Origin of the sequence: Bradyrhizobium sp. OAE829 (assembly GCF_040546575.1) — a bacterium.
Taxonomy (GTDB): domain Bacteria; phylum Pseudomonadota; class Alphaproteobacteria; order Rhizobiales; family Xanthobacteraceae; genus Bradyrhizobium.
The window spans coordinates 5,173,048-5,191,522 of record NZ_JBEPOE010000001.1 but is presented as its reverse complement, the minus strand read 5'-3'; the positions used below and the strand labels follow the sequence as shown (position 1 = coordinate 5,191,522).

Here is an 18,475-nt window from a genome sequence, read left to right as displayed (position 1 = left end):
GCCGGGCATCCACGTCTTTCTTTCGCAAACGAAGCGAAGACGTGGATGGCCGGGTCAAGCCCGGCCATGACGACTCGTTAGATAACGCTCTATCAGCTCGCGGCGGCTGCGGCCTGTTCGGCCAGGACGCAGCGTGCGATTCGATCCGGCGCGACCTGCACATTGGGCGGCAGTTGCTCGGTACAGCGCGGCTGCGCCACACTGCAGCGCGGTGCGAACGAGCAGTTCACCGGCGCCTTGTCGAGTGAAGGCGGCGTGCCCGGGATGGTCTCCAGCCGCTGGCCGCGTTTGGCGCCGTGGGTGGTCGATGCCAGGAGCCCACGCGCATAGGGATGCATCGGCGTCCGCACGATGTCGCGCAGCTTGCCCTGCTCGACGATCTGGCCGGCATACATGACAGCGACGCGGTCGCAGATTTCGATGGCGACGCCGATGTCGTGGGTCACGAAAATTACCGACATGCCGAACTCGCGCTGCAATTCGCGCAGCAGCAGCAGGATCTGGATCTGCACGGTGGCGTCGAGCGCCGTGGTCGGCTCGTCGGCGAGCAGGATCTTCGGCTTGCAGGCCAGTGCCAGCGCGATCATCGCGCGCTGCCGCATGCCGCCGCTCATTTCGTGCGGATAGGCATCGAGGCGGCGCCTGGCGGAGGGAATGCGTACGACTTCGAGCATTTCCAGCGCCCGCGCGGTGCCCTCCTTCTCGCTCTTGCCCTCATGACGCATCACGGATTCGGAAATCTGCCGGCCGATGGTGTAGACCGGGTCGAGCGCCAGCGCCGGCTCCTGGAAGATCATCGAAACGGTCTGGCCACGAAACTTCGACAATTCCTCGTCGTTCAGCGCCAGCACGTCGCGTCCCAGTACATTCACGCTGCCCGAAATCTGCGTCCGCTTCTTCGGCAACAGCCGCATCAGCGCGCGCAACGTCACGCTCTTGCCTGAACCGGATTCACCGAGCAGGCCGAGCACCTCGCCCTCGCCGAGCGAGAGCGAGATGTCGTTGACGGCGTGCACGGTGCGCTCGCCGGTGAAGCGGATGCTGAGATCGCGGATTTCGACGAGGTTGGTCATGCCGGTTTGGGTACCTGTTTATGATAGTCCGTTGCGCGCTGGAACGCCGCGCCGATCCGCAGCAGCATGGCCTCGTCGAAGGAGCGGCCGATCAATTGCAGGCCGACCGGCAAACCGCTTTTGGTGAAGCCCGAGGGAATCGAAAGCGAGGGCAGGCCGAGGTAATTGACCGGGCGGGTAAATTTCGTGATCCGCTGGATCACGGCCTCGGCGTCGCGGCTGTTGCCGACATCGCTCTCGGCGATGGTCGCCGCCGGCATCGGCGCGACCGGCGCAATCACCGCATCGGTGCCGGTGACCGCCGCGAGATACGCCGCCAGCGCCGGACCGCGCCAGCGCATCGCTTCCAGATACGACACCGCCGGGATCGAGAGCCCGTTCTGCAGCCGCATCAGGACCTGGGCGCCGTAATCCTGCGGCCGTTCGATCATCCACCTTTTGTGGAACGCGGCGGCTTCGGTTGCGAGCACCAACTGGCAGGCGGCCGTGAGCTGGCGCTGGTCGGGCAATTCGACCGAGACGATCTCGGCGCCCTCTTTCTTCAGCGTCGCGATCGTTTCATCGAGCACGCGCGCCACTTCGGCATCGAGGTCGTCGACATAGAACGCGGTCGGCACGCCGATCCTGAGGCCTTTGAGCGAGCCCTTGGTGGCCGCCATATAGTCCGGCACCGGCAGCGTGGAAGCGGTGAGATCATCGGGGTCGGCGCCCGCCATCAACCCGAGCAGCAGCGCGCAATCTTCCGCGCTCTGCGCCAGCGGGCCGACCGTATCGAGCGATTGCGACAGCGGCATCGCGCCGGCGCGGCTGACGCGGCCGACCGTCGTCTTCAACCCGGTGACGCCGCAGAAATGCGCGGGCATCCGGATCGAGCCGCCGGTGTCCGATCCCAGCGCCGCAAAGGTCAGCCGGGCAGCGACCGCCGAGCCCGAGCCGGACGACGAGCCGCCGGTGATGTGATCGACATTCCAGGGATTGCGCACCGCGCCGTAATGCGGGTTGTGGCCGGTCGGCCCGTAGGCGAACTCCACCATCTGCAGCGAGCCGAGCCTGACGGTACCGGCGTCCTTCAGGCGCTGCAGCGCGGTCGAGGTCGTGGTGGCGACGAAGTCGCGGCGGATCTTCGAGCCGCAGGTGACCACCTTGCCGGCCTCGTAATACATGTCCTTGTGCGCCAGCGGCACGCCATGCAGCACGCAGTGCGCATTGCCTTTGGCAAGCGCGGCATCGGCGGCATCGGCTGCTGCCAGCGCCTCTTCCGCCTCGATCGCCATGAAGGCGTTGAGCCGTGGCTGCCATTGCGCGATGCGGTCGAGACAGGATTTTGTCACCTCGCGCGACGAAACTTCCTTGGCTGCGATCGCCTTGGCGACCGACACCAGCGACATCAGGGCCGGGTCGGTGCTCATTTCGACACCCCGAGGTTCTGCGCCAGAAGAAAGCTCGCGGGCTCCAGATCGAACGGCAGGGTGCCGGCGACCGGCGCAAAGCCTTCGAACGCCGGCCCGATCGAATTGGCGATCCGCTCGGCGACTTCGGCACTCGCCGGCACGCCCGCGACATCGGTCATGACCTTGACCTCTTTTGGACTGGGTTTTGTCATTGCGGATTTGCTCCCTTATGCGTTTTTCTTGGTCGTTTCTTTGGCCGGTGCGCGGCTGTGTCCTGATCCCGGAATGGCCATGTAACACGCCGCCTGGTGCCCCATTGTATCGAGGTCGCTGAGTTTTGGCGTCGCATTTGCGCAGAGCGGCTCCGCATATGGACAACGGGTGTGAAACCGGCAGCCGGGCGGCGGATCGATCGGATTGGGCGGATCGCCCGAGATCGGCGGCGTCTGGGTGCGGTTATCAGGATCGGCCGAAGGCATCGCCGCCAGCAGCGCCCTTGTGTAGGGATGCGCCGGCTCATCCCAGACCTTGTCGACCGGGCCGAGCTCGACGACCTCGCCGAGATACATCACCAGCACGCGATCACTGATGTAGCGCACCACGTTGAGATCGTGGCTGATGAAGAGGTATGTGAGACCGAATTCGCGCTTGAGATCGGCCAGCAGATTGAGCACCTGGGCTTCGACCGATTTGTCGAGCGCCGACACGGCTTCGTCCAAAATCACCAGCCGCGGCGACAGCGCCAGCGCGCGCGCGATGTTGACGCGCTGGCGCTGGCCGCCGGAAATCTCGTGCGGATAGCGGTTAGCGAAGGTCTCGGGCCGCAAGCCTACCTTGCCTAATAGTTCGCGCGCCAGCGTGCGCGCGGCGGCATCCGCCATACCATGCACCTTCGGACCGAACGCGATCGAATCCTCGATGGTGAGGCGCGGGTTAAGCGAGGCGTAGCTGTCCTGAAACACCATCTGCATGCCGCGGCGCAGATCGCGCAGCGACAAGGCGCGGCCGACCTGCATGCCGTCATAGATGATGTCGCCAGCATCCGATTTCATCAGGTGCATCAGAAGCCGCGCGGTGGTCGACTTGCCGCAGCCGGATTCGCCGACGATCCCGACGGTTTCACCCTTGGCGATGGAAAACGAGACGTCGTCGACCGCCCGGACGGTCTTGCGCGCGCTGAACAGATCACCGCGCACCGGGAAATGCTTGGTCAGGCCGTTGACCTGCAGCAGCGGCTGCGCGGCGCCGCCGACATCCTCGATCTTTTCCAGCGGTTCTACCGATGGGCTGGTTTCGGTCATCGCGTCAGTTCCTGATGTCCATGGCGCTGCGCATGCCGTCGCTGAGCAAATTGAAACAGATCGACACCGCAAAGATCATGGCGCCGGGCAACGCCGCGACCCACGGATTGACATAGATCGCGGTGCGCAGGGTGTTGAGCATCAGGCCCCATTCCGGCTCCGGCGGTTTTGTACCCAGACCGAGGAACGACAGGCCGGCGGCGAGGATCATCGATACCGAGATCAGGCCGGTGGCGTAGACGAAGATCGGGCCCAGCACGTTGCCGAGCATGTGCACGCGCATGATGGTGAAGGGCCCGGCGCCGGAAGCGCGCGCGGCCTCGACGAAGTCCATGTTGCGCACGCCGGTGGTGACGCTCTCGGCGACGCGGGTGATCTGCGGCACGAACACGATGGTCAGCGAGACGATGGAGTTGACGATGCCGGCGCCCAGCGCGCCGGAAATCGCGATCGCCAGCAGCACCGAGGGAAACGCATAGAACACGTCGATGGTACGCATGATCGCAGTGTTGAGCTTGCCGCCGACATAGCCGGCGACGAGGCCCAGGGAGGTGCCGATAAAGAAGGCGAGGATCACAGGCAGAATGCCGATGATCAGGGACAGCCGGCCGCCATAGATCAGCCGCGCCAGCATGTCGCGGCCGAGCTCATCGGTGCCGAGCGGATAGTTCGGCGTGCCGATATGCCGAAGCCGGCGGATCATCGAGCCCTGATAGGGATCGGCGAGGCCCAGCCACGGTGCCAGCAGCGCGGACATGAAGATCAGCACCAGAATGAAGGCGCAGACCATGCTGACCTTGTCGCGCCGGATGCGGCGGCCGACGGTGGCCCAATAGCCTCGCGCCTGGGTGGCCGGTGCCGCCTGCAGGGCGGTATCTGTGATCGCGCTCATGCTAGCTCCGCTTGATGCGCGGATCGATCGACGCTTGCGCGATATCGACCAGGAGGTTGAGGGCCACGAAGAACAACGCCAGCACCAGGATGGTGCCCTGCAGCAGCGGCAAATCGCGCTGGAAGATCGCCGAATTGAGCAGCAGCCCCGAGCCCGGCCATGAGAACACGGTTTCGATCAGGATCGAGCCGCCGAGCATATAGCCGAGCTGAAGGCCCATCACCGCAAGCGCCGTCGGCGCGGCGTTCTTGATGACATGGCGAAACACGTCGGTCTCGCGCAGGCCTTTGGCGCGCAGCGCCTCGACGAAGTCCTGGCTCAATATGTCGCCGGTCAAAGCCCGCACCGTGCGGGTGACGATGCCCATTGGAATGACGGAGGTCGTGATCGCGGGCAGGATCAGATATTTCATGTGCTCCCAATCCCAGCCCCAGGCGCCGGAGCCGCCGGGACCGGCGCCGACCGCGGGCAGCCAGTTGAGCTGCACCGAGAAGATGATGACCAACACCATGCCGAGCCAGTAATGCGGCACGGAAACGCCGGCGATCGCGATCGAGGTCGCTACCTTGTCGATCCAGGTGTCGCGGAAATAGCCGGCGATCAGGCCAAAAAACAAACCCAGCGTGAAGCCGATCGACGCGGCGGCAATCGCCAGCGTCACGGTGTTGCCGACCGCGCGCAGCACCTCCGACAGCACCGGACGGCCCGTCGCAATCGAATTGCCGAGATCACCATGCAGCGCGCGCCACAGCCAGAGCCCGAACTGGACCGGCAGCGGGCGGTCGAAGCCATAGGCGGTGCGCAACTGCGCCGCGAGTTCCTGGCTGGCGTCCGCCGGCAGCACCGCCACCAGGGGATCGCCCGGCGTGATGTGGACCAAGAGGAAGCACACCAGCGCCACGCTGGCCACGATCGGGATCACATAGACGATACGGCGGGCGATATAGACGAGCACGAGACATTCTTTCTTCCTTCTCCCCTTGTGGGAGAAGGTGGCGCGCAGAGCGCGCCGGATGAGGGGTTCTATCCGCAGACGCAGTCATTGCGAATGAGAGAGGAGCGTCCGCGGATAGCACCCCTCACCCGTCTTCGCTTCGCGAAGCCGATGCCATGGCATCGGCGTCTTTAGTGACGGCGGCCGGAGGCCGCCTATGCCTCTCCCACAAGGGGAGAGGGGGCGCACGCGAAACCAGCGTGCTGCGCCTTACGGCGCGATCGTCACCGGCGAGAAGTCGACGAACCAGCTCTTCGGCTGCACGAAGCCCTTCACCTTCGGGCTCATGGCGCGCGGAGACACGTCATGGGCGACATAGAGGAAGGCGGCATCGTCGACCGAGGCCGCATGCAGTTCGGCCAGCGCCGCATCGCGCGCGGCGGGGTCGAAGGTCTGGCGTGCCTTGGTCACCAGCTCATCGAATTTGGGATTGTTGATGAAACCCCAATTGTTCGAGACCGGCGGCGCCATACCTGACTGCAGGAAGCGCACCAGCGCGAAGAACGGATCCATCGCCGCATAGGTGACGTTGGTGGCGTGGGCACCGTTGGCGGACGCGTCCTTGGCGCCGCGGCGCCAGTTGGTGAACAGCGTATTCCATTCGATGACGTCGAGCTGGACGTCGAAATAGCATTCCGCCAGCGCCTGCTGCAGATATTCGTTCATCGGCAGCGGTTGCATCTGGCCGGAGCCGGACGCCGAGGTCTGGGTCTTGACCGCCAGTTTCTTCGACGGACCGTAACCGGCCTCCTGCATCAGCTTTTGCGCCGCCTTCAGGTCATACTTGATCTCGAAGGTCGGCTTGCCGCGCCAGGGATGACCGGCCTCGAACGTGCCGGTCGCCGGCACCATCAGGCCGGCGAGCAGGCCCTCCTTGAGGCCTTCGCGATCGATGCAGAGATTGGCCGCCTTGCGCACGCGAATGTCGTTCCAGGGCGAACCCTCGATGCGGGAGAACTGCCACGGCCAGACATGCGGCGATTCGTTGGCCTGCAGCGCGAAGCCGCGTGCCTTGATTTCCTTGACCGCGTCGGGCGCGGGCGCCTCGACCCAGTCGACCTGTCCGGAGAGCAACGCCGCGGTGCGGGCATTGGCTTCCGGCATCGGCAGCAGCACCATCTTGTCGACCTTGGGCACGCGCGCCTTGTCCCAATAGCCGTCGTTCTTCACGAGTTCGAGCCGCTCGCGCGGCGTGAACTTCGACATCTTCCAGGGGCCGGTGCCCGAAGCCTCGCGGGCGAACGCCGCCCAGGCGGCCTGCGATTTCGCCTTGGCATCCGCGCCTTCAGCCTTGTCGTAAAACGCCTGCCACTTGGTCGGGCTCGCCATGAACAGATTTGTCAGGTTGATCGGCAGGAAGCTGTCCGGCTCCTTGGTGGTCAATTCCACCGTCAGATCGTCGATTTTCTTCGCGGAGGCCAGCGTCGGCATGCGCGAGGCGGTGACGCCGACCTGGCTGGCGTCGAACTGCGGCGCATCCTGCTTCAGCACCTTCTCGACATTCCAGACCACGGCGTCGGCATTGAACGGCGAGCCGTCGTGGAAAGTGACGCCGGGACGCAGCTTGAAGGTCCACTTCTTCTTGTCGGCCTCATCGACCTTCCATTCGGTCGAAAGCCCGGGGATCATCACGCTCGCCTTGCTGGCCGAGGACAGGTCCCACATGGTCAGCGCGTCATACATCGTGAGGCCGGTGAAGCGATTGCCCTCAAAACCCTGGTCCGGCTGCCCCAGCGTGCGCGGAATATCGGCAGCCGTCATGCCGATGCGCAGCACGGTTTCAGCGCTGGCGGCCAGCGGCAGACCGGCCACTATCGCCGTCGCCAGCATCCACGCCGTGGCGGTTTTCTTGAATGTCTCGTTACGCATATGCAGCAATCCCTTCTCTACTTCAGGTGACTATTTCTTATGCAAAGTTATGCAACGCCTATGCCAGAAGAGATAGTTCTTCGCAAAATAGCCATGTGACATATGGTTTCTTCCCGCTCCGCACGAAGAAAAGCCAGTGCTGCCTATTCTGGCATCAAGCTTGCAAGTTGGCATCAGGTATTCCGCATACTGCCAACGGAGCTTAGTTCATGCGCACCCGCAATTCGATGCTACTCGTCGCCGCTGTGGCGCTCGCCATCGGCGCCCTGCCGGCCACGCCGGCACAGGCCGAATCCGTGGTGCGCTACGGCATTTCGATGGCCGATATCCCCCTGACCACCGGTCAGCCGGACCGCGGCGCCGGCGCCTATCAGTTCAGCGCCTACACGATCTACGATCCGCTGGTCGCCTGGGAAATGGACGTGGCTGACCGACCCGGCAAGCTGGTGCCGGGGCTCGCGACTGAATGGAAGGTCGACGACAAAGACAAGACCAAATGGCGCTTCAGCCTGCGCAAGGATGTCAAATTCCATGACGGCAGCGCATTCAACGCCGACGCGGTGATCTGGAATCTCGACAAGGTGCTGAACGAAAAGGCACCGCAGTTCGACAAGCGCCAGAGCGCGCAGGTGAAGACCCGCCTGCCCTCGGTAGCCAGCTACGCCAAGATCGACGACGACACCATCGAGATATCAACCAAGGCGGTGGATTCGTTCTTCCCCTACCAGATGCTCTGGTTCCTGGTCTCGAGCCCCGCGCAGTATGAAAAGCTCGGCAAGGACTGGGACAAGTTCGCCAGCCAGCCCTCCGGCACCGGGCCGTTCAAACTGACGAAGCTGGTGCCGCGCGAACTCGCCGAGCTCACCAAGAATGCGGATTACTGGAACAAGAAGCGGATTCCGAAGGCCGACAAGATCGTCCTGATTCCGATGCCGGAAGCGCTGACGCGCACCAATGCGCTGCTCGCCGGCCAGGTCGATCTGATCGAAACGCCGGCACCCGATGCGGTGCCGCAGCTGAAATCCGCCGGGATGCGCATCGTCGACAACATCACGCCGCATGTCTGGAATTATCATCTCAGCGTGCTGCCGGGTTCGCCCTGGACCGACATCCGCCTGCGCAAGGCGCTCAACCTTGCGATCGACCGTGAAGGCGTCGTCGGCCTGATGAACGGCCTGGCAAAGCCCGCCAAGGGTCAGGTCGATCCTTCGAGTCCGTGGTTCGGCAAGCCGAGCTTCGAGCTCAAGCATGATGTGGCGGCGGCCAAGAAACTGGTCGAGGAAGCCGGCTACTCCAGGCAGAAGCCGCTGAAGGCCACCTTCATCATCGCGCAAGGCGGCACCGGACAGATGCTGTCGCTGCCGATGAACGAATTCCTGCAGCAGAGCTTCAAGGAAATCGGCATCGAGATCGACTTCAAGGTGGTCGAGCTCGAGACACTATATACGCACTGGCGCAAGGGTGCGGCCGACGAGATGAACGCCGGTATCACCTCCAACAACATCGCCTATGTCACTTCGGATCCGCTCTACGCCATCGTGCGCTTCTTCCACTCCGGCCAGATCGCGCCTGTCGGCGTCAACTGGGGCGGTTACAAGTCTGCGAAGGTCGATGCGCTGATCGACGAGGCCAAGCAGACCTTCGATGCCACCAAGCAGGACGAGTTGCTGGCGCAGGCCCATGCCCAGATCGTCGACGACGCCGTGCTGGTGTGGGTGGTGCATGACACCAACCCGCACGCACTGTCGCCCAAGGTGAAGAAATTCGTGCAGGCGCAGCACTGGTTTCAGGATCTGACGACGATCGGGCTGGAGTAGATTTCCTGTCGTCCCGGCCTTGAGCCGGGACCTATAACCACAGGGTGCAGTTGTCGGTGAAAGGTCTCTCCCACACCGCCTCATCGAGAAATCACGCGGTATGGTTCCCCCGATGCGCAATTGCGCATCTGAGCTCAAGGCCGGGACGACAGAAGTCACTTCGTCAGCAGCGCGAACGCGCCGTTCCAGTCTTCCGGCGGCGGGGCTTCCCGGAAGTTGAGAATTCTCGCCTCGTAGAGATTGAACAACAGCTCGAGCGACCGCACCTCGTCGGTGCGGCGGCCGCGCTCGATTGCGGCCAGCGCGCCTTCCCAGTCGCGGCCGCGATAGCAGGCCAGCATCTCGATGGTCAGGTTGCGCAAGCGCTGGAAGCGGCCGGACTGCGCGGTGTCTTCCCGTCCGGCGATGGCGTAGATCACCTCGGGTTCCTTCTTGCCCTTCACCATGATGAAGTCGAGTTCGAGGATCGCGAACTTGTCCTTGACCGCGAGCGCGGTTTTCGAGCCGACGATGATCGGGAAGCCGTATTCCTTGGACTGGCCCTCCAGCCGTGAGGCCAGATTGACGCTGTCGCCGAACACCGAATAATCGAACCGCATGTCCGATCCCATGTTGCCGACCACGCAGGTTCCGGTATTGAGTCCGACGCCGACATTGAGCGGAATGAACGGACGGCCCTCCTCCTCGGCTTCCTCCATCCGCTCCTGATTGAGCTCGTCGACACGCTCCAGCATATCGAGCGCCGCCTCGCAGGCGTTGAGCTGGTGATCCTTGTCGTCGAGCGGCGCGTTCCAGAACGCCATGATGGCGTCGCCCATATATTTGTCGATGGTGCCCTTGCGGTGGAGGATGGCGTTGGTCAGCGGCGTCAGGAAGCGGTTCATCAGCGCGGTGAGGCCCTGCGGGTCCCGCTTGTAGGTCTCCGAGATCGAGGTGAAGCCGCGCATGTCGGAGAACATGATGGTCATCTCGCGCTCCTCGCCGCCGAGCACGAGCTTTTCCGGCGACTGCGCCAGCTGGGCGACCAGCGCGGGCGACATGTACTGGGAGAACGCGTTGCGGATCTGTTTGCGCTGCTTCTGCTCCCGGACGAAACTCGAGAAGATCAGCGTGAGATAGATCGCCGTCGTCGATATCAGGGGATAGGTGAAATCGATCAGCAGCCGGTGCAGCGAATAGAAATACCAGGACGTTCCGATCAGCGCGGTGGCGAACGCCGCACCGAGGGCGACCAGCGTGACCGGTCCGAACAAGGGCGCGAACGCGATCACCAATATTCCGAACAAAACCGCGGTGGCGAATTCGATCGAGATGCCGTAGATCGGCTGCGAGATCACCTCCCCGGTCAGCGCGCTCTCGAGCACCTGGGCGTGGATCTCCACGCCGGGCATGGCGCGCGACACCGGCGTGGTCTTGATATCGTTGAGACCGACGGCCGAGGTGCCGATCAGCACCAGTTTGCCGGCGATCTTCTCGGGCGCGACGGTCTTTTCCAGCACGTTGATCGCCGGGACATAGAGCGAGGCATCGTGCCGGGCGTAATGGACCCAAAGCTGGCCATTGCCGTCGGTCGGCAGCTGAAAGCCCTTGATGCCGAGACTCTTGATGCCGCCCTTTTCGGCCTTGATCAGGATCGTGCCCGAACCGGTGGCGACGCGCAGCATCTCAAAGCTCAGCGAGGGCATGGTCTGGCCCTGCGCCTGCATGATCATCGGCACCCGCCGCACGATGCCATCGCGTTCGGGCTTGATGGTGAACAGCCCGCGTCCGGCCGCTGCGTGCTCCAGCACCTTGGTGTTGCGCAGCAGGCCGGGGAATTCGAACATGAAGCGTTGCGGCTCCTCGCCGAGCATCGCAAGCCCGGTCACCGGAAGCGTCTTGTCGAGCACACCCAGTTCTTCCGGCAAACCCGATTCACCGAGCACCACGCGCGAGGCGCGGATGGCGTCGGCGAAAACCTGGTCGTTGCTCGGCAGCGAACGCAACCGGCTGCGGGTTTCCTCGTCGAGATTACGGTAGGTATCGGCGACGAATTCCGGGTTGAGCCGGTCGGGCTCCGAAAACACCACGTCGAAGGCAATCACGACGGCGCCGAGATTGGTCAGCTCCGTTACCAGATCCGCGAGCCGCGTCCGCGGCCACGGCCACTGTCCGAGTTTTTCCAGGCTCTTGTCGTCGATATCGACGATGGTGACCGGACGCGCGGTCTTCTTGCGCGGATCGACGCGCTGGAAGGCGTCGAAGGTTCGAACGCGGATCTCCTCGACCGGAGCCGGGTCCCACACGCGCAGCGCGGCAATCCCGATCAGCAGGGCAACGCAGGCGAGCCGGGCATAGCCAAAGCGCCGCTTGAACCACCGCCAGAATATTCTCAGCCGCTTCATGCTGCTTCGGTATCACGGTCAGGCGGATTGTTCCAACGGGTTGCGCCCCGCGCCGCGCCGGTATTGCGCTCAGGGCGTTTCCCAGCGGCCAAATCGCCTGCTTTCGCTGATAATCCGGCCGGCTGAGGTAGCTACGCGGGGAGCAATCGAATTCACAATGTCAGACATAGCAAGCTCGGCCTGACGCTGCGGCCGCTGATCCCATCAGAATGAGGCGAGCGTTCGTGAAGAGGCCGATCGACTACCCGCCTTCGCTCGCCAGTATCGCCGTCAAATACCGACGCCGCCACCGGGATGAAGGATGAAGTCGTTGTGTGTGAGGGGCGCCGCATTGCGAAGGATGATGGTATCCGCAGCATCGATGGTTACCACCATATCCAGCGCGTTTGTCGTCGAGGCCACCACATGCTGGTTGAACCAGCCTTCAGGATCGTCGGTCGTCACGATCGCCGACAGGTCGATCTTGTCCTGCCCGGACATGAAATTCATGATCGTGTCGTGATTGGAGTTGGCCGCAAACACGAATTGATCGACATTTTCGGTCCCGAAGAACACATCCTTGTTGGCGGTGCCCGCGAGCATCACCGGCGTGACGGGGGTGACGGGGGTGGTCGCGACATTGAAAATGAAATTGACGGTATCGCTCGCGCTGAATGCATCGGTGACGGTCAGCGTTACCATGTCGGTCGAAGTCGGCGTCGAGCCCTCATTGTAGGCGATGCCGGAGAGCAGCGTCGCATTGACGTGCGCCAGCGTGCCTGAGTCCGACACAGGTGCCGCACTGGTGCCCGAACCGCTGCCTGCCGTCGTCGTCGTCAACGTGAGTGTGGCGGCATCCGGGTCGATGACGGAAAGGCCGGAAATCGTCGTCGTTCCTTCGCCATTGGACGTCGCGGCGACCTGTTCGATCGAAATCACCGGCGCATCGTTGGTGCCATTGATCGTGATGGTCTCGGTCTGCGCGACCGTCGCACCCTGCGCATCGGTCACGTTGTAGGACACCACGATCTTGGCGTGCTCACCGACTGCGAGATGATCGAACGCCGGATCGGCCGGATCGACCGTGAGCGTATGGCCGTCAGCGCCGAGCGAGACGCCGGCCGGCGCCGTCCCGGAGGCCGCTCCGCCGTTTACCGCGTAAGTCACGCCCCCAACATACAGCGTCGCGGTCTCGCCCTGATCGACGTCGGACGCGCCGTTCAGCAGATTCCTGGTGAAGGCGGCAACGCCCTCGTTGACGCTGTCAGTCAGCGCCGCAACGACCACCGGCGCATCATTGGTGCCGGTGACATCGATCGTCAGCGTCGTCGTCGACGTGCCGCCATGACCATCGGATTCGGTGTAGCTGAAAATGTCGCTCGCGTGCACGTCCTGCGCCAGCACGTTGGTCAGCGGATTGGTGTTGTCGAGCGTATAGGTCCAGCTGCCGTTGGCGTTGAGAACCAGCGATCCATAAATGCCGGCGACAATCGTCCCGACATCGTCGTTCGTCAGCACCCCGCCCATCGAACCCGCCACGACACCGATGACGTGATGGCTATCGGAAAGATCGACGTCAGTATCGTTGGCGAGCACATCGCCCGACGTGGTCGCGACGCCGGCCAGCACGGAATTGTCGCTGTTGTTGCCGGCTTCGACGATATGGCCGATGTCGGTGTCGGCCACCGCGACAGGCGCGTCGTTGGCGCCAGTGACGGTGAACGTGATCGGCTGGGTCGAGGCGGCGTTATGTTCGTCGGATACGGTGATGTCGTAGGTGACCGTGAGCTTCTCGCCGGCGGCCAGGAAATCGAAAGCGCTGTCGACAGCGCTGTAGCTGAAATCGACCGAGCCGAAGCCGGTGCCGATGCTGTCGTTCAGGGTCAGCGTGAGCGCGCTCGCCGCCGTCAGCACGCCCACCTGGGCCTGGGAAAGCGACAGCGCTTGGCCGTCTGAATCCAGCCAGCCAAACGCCGCTTTGGAACTGCCGATCGTATGCGTATCGGTCAGATCTACATCGCGGAAGGCCAGTGAACCATCGGCGCCGTCAAGATCGGTTGAACCGGTTACGGTCGTCCGCTCGGCGATCGCGTGCAACGCCGTTCCGGCGTTGCCGGAAACGTCGGCGACGACTTCCGGCGCGTCGTTGCTGCCGTTGACGGTGACGACAACGTTCTGTGTCGTGATGCCGCCATGATGGTCATCGATCTCCACCGTGTAGGTCAGCTTGACCCACTCGCCATCGGCGAGATAGTCGAAATAATGATCCGACGCCGAGAACGTCCAGTCTTGCGAACCCGCGACGCCGCCGGTGGAATCGGCCAGCGTATCGAGCGACAGCCAGCCGAGTTGCAGGCCATAGCTATAACCGGCGAGACCGGTGGTCTCCCCTGATGCGCTGAAACCGGTGATCGTCACATCGTGCGAATCGCTCCAATCGGCATCGGCGAACTGTATCGTGCCATAGGCCTCATCCGGCGTCGGCGAATCGTGGGTGTCGGCGGCTTCCGTGATCGAGGCGGTTTGCGGCCCACCGGTGATCGCAGGTGTATCGTTGGTGCCGGTAATGGTGATGGTGATGGGTTTTGTAACCACCCCGCCATGGCCGTCGTCGATGGTCGCGGTATAGGTCAGCTCCAGGATTTCGCCGACCGCCAGGAAGTCGAACTTGCCGTCGGCGACGCTGTAGGACCAGCTCGCCGAACCGTTATGGGTGTTGCCCGGCGTCTGCGTCACGCCCAGCGCCACGGCCACGTTGGCCAATTGCTGCGCCGTCAGCGTCAACCCGTCGTCCGAACCGCCGGTGTAGACATACGAGGTGTATGCCGCGCTCACCACCGGCCGGTCGGTCAGATCGACGTCGGTGAAGGTGATCGTGCCCGATGCCGTATCCGGTGTCGGCGATCCCGTCGGATTGGGCTGATCAGGGTTCGACAGTTCGGCGAACGCGTCGTCCGTCGTCGTGATGGTGGGGACGTCGTTGGTGCCGATCACGGTGACGTCGGCGCCGTTGATCGAGATGCTGACCGGCGTGAACACCACGCCGCCATGGCCGTCGTCGACCTTGATGACGTAGTTGAGGATCAGCGTCTCGCCCTTGGCGATGAAATCAAAGGCATGGTCGGCGATGCTGTAGGTCCAGGTCGCCGAACCGTTATGGCCGTTTCCGCCCCCCTGCACCACATTCAAGGGAACCTTGACGGTCGCAATCGCGTCCAGTTGCGCCTGCGTCAGCGTCGCGGTGACGTTATGCCCCTGCGCGTCGAGATATCGGAACGGCTCGTTGGTCGAGAGCGCCGCACTCACCACCGGACGGTCGGTCAAATCGGTGTCGGTGAAGGTGACGGTGCCCGAAATCGTATCGATCGTGGTATTGCCGGTGCCGTCCCGCTCGATGACGGTGCCACCGCTGGTGGCGACGGTCGGCTTGTCGTTGGTGCCGGTTATAGTGATGGTGAAGGTCTTGAACGTGATTTCATTGTTCGCCGCGAAATTATTGTCGACCCGCGCCAGATAGGTCAGCGTCAAGGTCTCGCCGGCAGCCAGGAAGTCGAAGGCGCCGTCCGGGACGCTGTAGGTCCAGGTCGCCGTGCCGCGGTTTTTTTGGTTGGGATCCTGCACGACGGCAAGCGGCACTTCCACCGCCTTGATCGCGGCTACCTGCTCTGATGTCAGCGATGCGGTGACGTCGCTGTGCTGCGCGTTCTCATACTTGAACGAGGCAAAACTCGCCTGGGCGGTCGGCACGTCGCCCGGATTGAGGTCGGAATACGCGATCTCGCCGGTCAACGTATCTTGCGCGGCACTGCCGGTCAGGCCGGCGCGCTCGGTGAAAGCCGCATTGGAGGTGACGACGTCAGGCGGCCCCGGAATGTGGTCGGTCGCTTTGGCTGCCGTACCGGTATTCGTCGGGAGAGGAGTGTCGACGAACGGAGTCACCGTCACCTTCACGGGCACGGTTTCGCCGCTCGCCAGTCTGATGAACATGTTTTCCGGTACCGGCGAATCGGTGAACCGGTGCAGCTGCTGAGGATTGTTCAGGTCGGTGAATTTCAGCTGGAAGACATCGGAGATGATCTTCTGTGCATCCGGCGACAGCTGCACGGAGGAGAGGAAATTGACCGTGCCCTGGCCGCTGACGATGGTCTGCGTGCCGGCCTGATTGACGGTCGCGATCGGCGTCATCGTGGTCTTGTCGAACAGGATGTAGGAGCCGGTGGTGCCGTCGGGCTCGACCAGCACCTGGAATTTCGCCGGCGGCGCTCCGCCCTGGCCCGGCACGGCGAAATCGATTTCGACCAGCACCGCGGTGCCGCGGATGCCCATGGTCGCAACCGGCGTGTCGACCTTCATGTCGCCCTTCTTGGCGGTCGCGCCGGCGACGAACGAGATGGTGCCCTGCACCAGGCTGATCAGCGACGAATTGTTCGACCCGTTCGGGTCGTAGATCATTTCGTTCAGCACCATCCTGGCGTTCGACGCGAGGCCGAACACGCTGCCGTCGATGAAGGTGATGCCGAGCGTCGAATCGGAACCGGACTGAACCACGTCGCCTTTGTTGACGTTGTCGCCATTGTTCAGAATGATGGAAACGCCGTTGCGGATCGCGGTCGCGGTACCGACCAGCTTGGTGACATGGCCGATGACCTGGGCCACGCTCGGGCTGCCGTCGGCCTGCGCCAGCTGGGTGTGACCGGTCAGCGCGTTGACAAGATTGCCGGTCAGATGGGCGCCATCGGGGGATGCCAGGGCTGCGCGCTTCTCGCCCTTGAAATAGTCATGCAGCACCAGCTCGCGGCCGTCGCCCGACAGGACGAGGTCGACACCCGTGCGCTTGAAATCGCCGGTGAAGAGCAAATGGGCGTCTGGAACGATAATGGCGCCCGACGGCGCATGCGTGGAAACGCTGTCGACGTGGACGTGCCCACCGAGGTGAGCGCCGTGGCCGTCAGGCAACACGTCGGTAAATTTGCCGGCCAAAGTCAAATGGGCCCCGCCGCCGCTAAGGTTAATGAAAATACAATATTCAAAGGTCTAAGCGTGCATATCACGAATGGTCTTTTAGGGAACCATCCATTTTTTGTGCAATCTGCTTAGGTTAGAGCCATTTTCCAGATCAGTCTTCTGTATTCTTCTCAAGCTAATCTAGTACTCCCCTACCATACGCGGAGGAATACATAGTTAAGCTTGAGCATAAGGGAGGTTAGCTGAGGTATTCGCAGAAAAACGTCGTGGACTTATACATATCAATCCTCTTCCCCCGTAGAACCCCGGTATATGATGCCATTTTCCAAGTCAAAACTGTGACTTGGCTTACAAGTTACGCGAATCTGACCAGGTTAGTCATATTAACCTGAAAACAACGATAACGCACGGTTAAGCACCATCCCATGGATAGGGCAGTCGCGGCTCCGCAAAGGTTCGATAAAATTTTCGGGAACCCGGCGAGACAAATTTTAAGCTGTTTTGCGCTTTCCGGCCTGATATCGCGGGTTTTAAGCAGATCAAAAGTCCACCTACCCACTATGCCCCCAGCGAAATGATCCGGTCACGAGTAGGTTAACGAGCCTGCCGATAATGCCCGGACGAGGGGTGTCAGATGGCGATCTCAAATTATCCGCGTGCGTTGCGCGCAGCCTTCTTTGTGTGCGGCCTGGCCTGGTTCGGGCCAGCGGCGGCGGCCGGAACGCTGCTCTCCCCCGGCACGGCGGTTCTGATCAAGAAATCCGCCCAGCCGTTCGGGCAGCCCACCGCGATGCTTCTCGACGGCGGACTGCACGAGAAATGGCAAAATCTGCAACGCCGCCTCGACGATGAAATGGTGCAGCTTGCGCTGTGCGAGGGCGATCGCGAAGGCTGCGTCTCGCCGGCCGCGCTGCAATTCCTCGCCATCATCGACGCCGCCAAGCTTCGCGAGGGCCGCGCCCGGCTCGGCGAGATCAATCGGGCCATCAACCTTGCGGTCCGGCCGATCAGCGACCTCGCACAATATGGCCAGCTCGACGTCTGGGCCTCGCCGCTTACCACGCTGACGCGGGGCGGCGACTGCGAGGATTACGCCATTGCGAAATTCGTGGCGTTGCGACAGGCCGGGATTGCGCCCGACGATCTGCGGATCGTGATCATGCGCGACACCGTCCGCGGCGAGGATCACGCGGTTGCCGCCGCGCGTCTGGACGGGCACTGGCTGACGCTCGATAACCGCCGCATGGCGATGGTTGAAGATTCCGACATCCGGAATTACCGGCCGACCTTCGTGATCGATCAGCACAGCGTCATGCGATACACCGATGCGCCCGTGCTCACCGCCGCATCCGGGAATCCCGAAGCGCCGGTGGTCATCAGCGCGCTGGCAGCGTCCGGCCTTGTCGCGCCTGCCAACCAGGCTCCGACGACAGCCGATTGAGCGATTTCATTCCGCGGCGACGATTGAAACGCCGCACGACCAGCGCTGCGGCCGACCGACCTGGTGTCGCCGTGCGCGCCCCAAGATCCGCATCTGGAATATCGGATACAAGGCGTCCTGCAATTTTCATTGCGTGATCAACGAGAGTCATCATGCCATGCTGCAGTGCAGCCGGACCGCATGCTGCATTCTGTTTGGCGAAAACATGACGATACAAATTTTCTCTTTTTCTTTTCGTGCTCGCACTTGATTGACGCCGTCGTTCCCACCGGCATACCATTCCGACAGATCCGCTAGAGATCATTGGAGGGGACTAGGATGACGCGTTCGCCGTGCGGTGATTCTGTTTGCCGTTTTTTTCCTGAAAGC

Annotated in this window: 11 protein-coding genes; 2 read left to right on the top strand and 9 right to left on the bottom strand. The window is 62.8% G+C overall.

The window, feature by feature from the left end; genetic code table 11:
* Nucleotides 1-92 precede the first annotated feature (92 nt).
* From ABIE49_RS24910 to ABIE49_RS24880, 7 genes are all read right to left on the bottom strand, one after another.
* Nucleotides 93-1,073 (bottom strand): ABC transporter ATP-binding protein, encoded by a 981-nt coding sequence (locus tag ABIE49_RS24910; protein WP_192737028.1) that lies wholly within the window; start codon nt 1,071-1,073, stop codon nt 93-95.
* Nucleotides 1,070-2,482: an amidase gene (locus ABIE49_RS24905; RefSeq protein WP_192737027.1), complete on the bottom strand. Its 1,413-nt coding sequence runs from the start codon at nt 2,480-2,482 to the stop codon at nt 1,070-1,072. Before ABIE49_RS24905 ends, ABIE49_RS24910 begins: the two co-directional genes overlap by 4 nt.
* The gene (locus ABIE49_RS24900; RefSeq protein ID WP_192737026.1) at nt 2,479-2,676 is read right to left on the bottom strand and encodes a hypothetical protein; all 198 of its coding nucleotides are present in this window, start codon (nt 2,674-2,676) and stop codon (nt 2,479-2,481) included. Before ABIE49_RS24900 ends, ABIE49_RS24905 begins: the two co-directional genes overlap by 4 nt.
* A 15-nt stretch (nt 2,677-2,691) precedes the next feature.
* Entirely contained in the window at nt 2,692-3,765 is a 1,074-nt protein-coding gene (locus ABIE49_RS24895) for an ABC transporter ATP-binding protein (RefSeq protein WP_192737025.1), read from the bottom strand.
* 4 nt (nt 3,766-3,769) lie between these two features.
* On the bottom strand, nt 3,770-4,657 hold the full coding sequence (locus ABIE49_RS24890; RefSeq protein ID WP_192737024.1) for an ABC transporter permease: 888 nt from the start codon (nt 4,655-4,657) through the stop codon (nt 3,770-3,772).
* Nucleotide 4,658: 1 nt separating this feature from the next.
* The gene (locus tag ABIE49_RS24885; protein ID WP_192737023.1) at nt 4,659-5,612 is read right to left on the bottom strand and encodes an ABC transporter permease; all 954 of its coding nucleotides are present in this window, start codon (nt 5,610-5,612) and stop codon (nt 4,659-4,661) included.
* Between the two features lie 249 nt (nt 5,613-5,861).
* Nucleotides 5,862-7,481 carry an ABC transporter substrate-binding protein gene (locus tag ABIE49_RS24880; RefSeq protein WP_354067601.1) on the bottom strand — a complete coding sequence of 540 codons (1,620 nt, stop codon included), beginning with the start codon at nt 7,479-7,481 and terminating at the stop codon, nt 5,862-5,864.
* 248 nt (nt 7,482-7,729) lie between these two features.
* On the opposite strand from ABIE49_RS24880, the gene ABIE49_RS24875 reads away from it, so the two are divergent.
* Nucleotides 7,730-9,337 (top strand): ABC transporter substrate-binding protein, encoded by a 1,608-nt coding sequence (locus ABIE49_RS24875; RefSeq protein WP_192737021.1) that lies wholly within the window; start codon nt 7,730-7,732, stop codon nt 9,335-9,337.
* Nucleotides 9,338-9,492: 155 nt separating this feature from the next.
* On the opposite strand, the gene ABIE49_RS24870 is transcribed toward ABIE49_RS24875, so the two are convergent.
* Both ABIE49_RS24870 and ABIE49_RS24865 read right to left on the bottom strand, forming a co-directional pair.
* Nucleotides 9,493-11,721 (bottom strand): CHASE2 domain-containing protein, encoded by a 2,229-nt coding sequence (locus tag ABIE49_RS24870; protein WP_192737020.1) that lies wholly within the window; start codon nt 11,719-11,721, stop codon nt 9,493-9,495.
* Nucleotides 11,722-11,991: 270 nt separating this feature from the next.
* Nucleotides 11,992-16,686 carry a VCBS domain-containing protein gene (locus ABIE49_RS24865; protein ID WP_192737019.1) on the bottom strand — a complete coding sequence of 1,565 codons (4,695 nt, stop codon included), beginning with the start codon at nt 16,684-16,686 and terminating at the stop codon, nt 11,992-11,994.
* A gap of 613 nt (nt 16,687-17,299) precedes the next feature.
* On the opposite strand from ABIE49_RS24865, the gene ABIE49_RS24860 reads away from it, so the two are divergent.
* The gene (locus tag ABIE49_RS24860; protein WP_192737018.1) at nt 17,300-18,106 is read left to right on the top strand and encodes a transglutaminase-like cysteine peptidase; all 807 of its coding nucleotides are present in this window, start codon (nt 17,300-17,302) and stop codon (nt 18,104-18,106) included.
* Nucleotides 18,107-18,475: the final 369 nt, after the last annotated feature.

Excerpts from the sequence above, each read along its gene's own strand:
- ABIE49_RS24910 (WP_192737028.1), bottom strand. The coding sequence starts at position 1,073 with ATGACCAACCTCGTCGAAATCCGCGATCTCAGCATCCGCTTCACCGGC.
- ABIE49_RS24905 (WP_192737027.1), bottom strand. The coding sequence starts at position 2,482 with ATGAGCACCGACCCGGCCCTGATGTCGCTGGTGTCGGTCGCCAAGGCG.
- ABIE49_RS24900 (WP_192737026.1), bottom strand. The coding sequence starts at position 2,676 with ATGACAAAACCCAGTCCAAAAGAGGTCAAGGTCATGACCGATGTCGCG.
- ABIE49_RS24895 (WP_192737025.1), bottom strand. The coding sequence starts at position 3,765 with ATGACCGAAACCAGCCCATCGGTAGAACCGCTGGAAAAGATCGAGGAT.
- ABIE49_RS24890 (WP_192737024.1), bottom strand. The coding sequence starts at position 4,657 with ATGAGCGCGATCACAGATACCGCCCTGCAGGCGGCACCGGCCACCCAG.
- ABIE49_RS24880 (WP_354067601.1), bottom strand. The coding sequence starts at position 7,481 with ATGCTGGCGACGGCGATAGTGGCCGGTCTGCCGCTGGCCGCCAGCGCT.
- ABIE49_RS24875 (WP_192737021.1), top strand. The coding sequence starts at position 7,730 with ATGCGCACCCGCAATTCGATGCTACTCGTCGCCGCTGTGGCGCTCGCC.
- ABIE49_RS24870 (WP_192737020.1), bottom strand. The coding sequence starts at position 11,721 with ATGAAGCGGCTGAGAATATTCTGGCGGTGGTTCAAGCGGCGCTTTGGC.
- ABIE49_RS24860 (WP_192737018.1), top strand. The coding sequence starts at position 17,300 with ATGGCGATCTCAAATTATCCGCGTGCGTTGCGCGCAGCCTTCTTTGTG.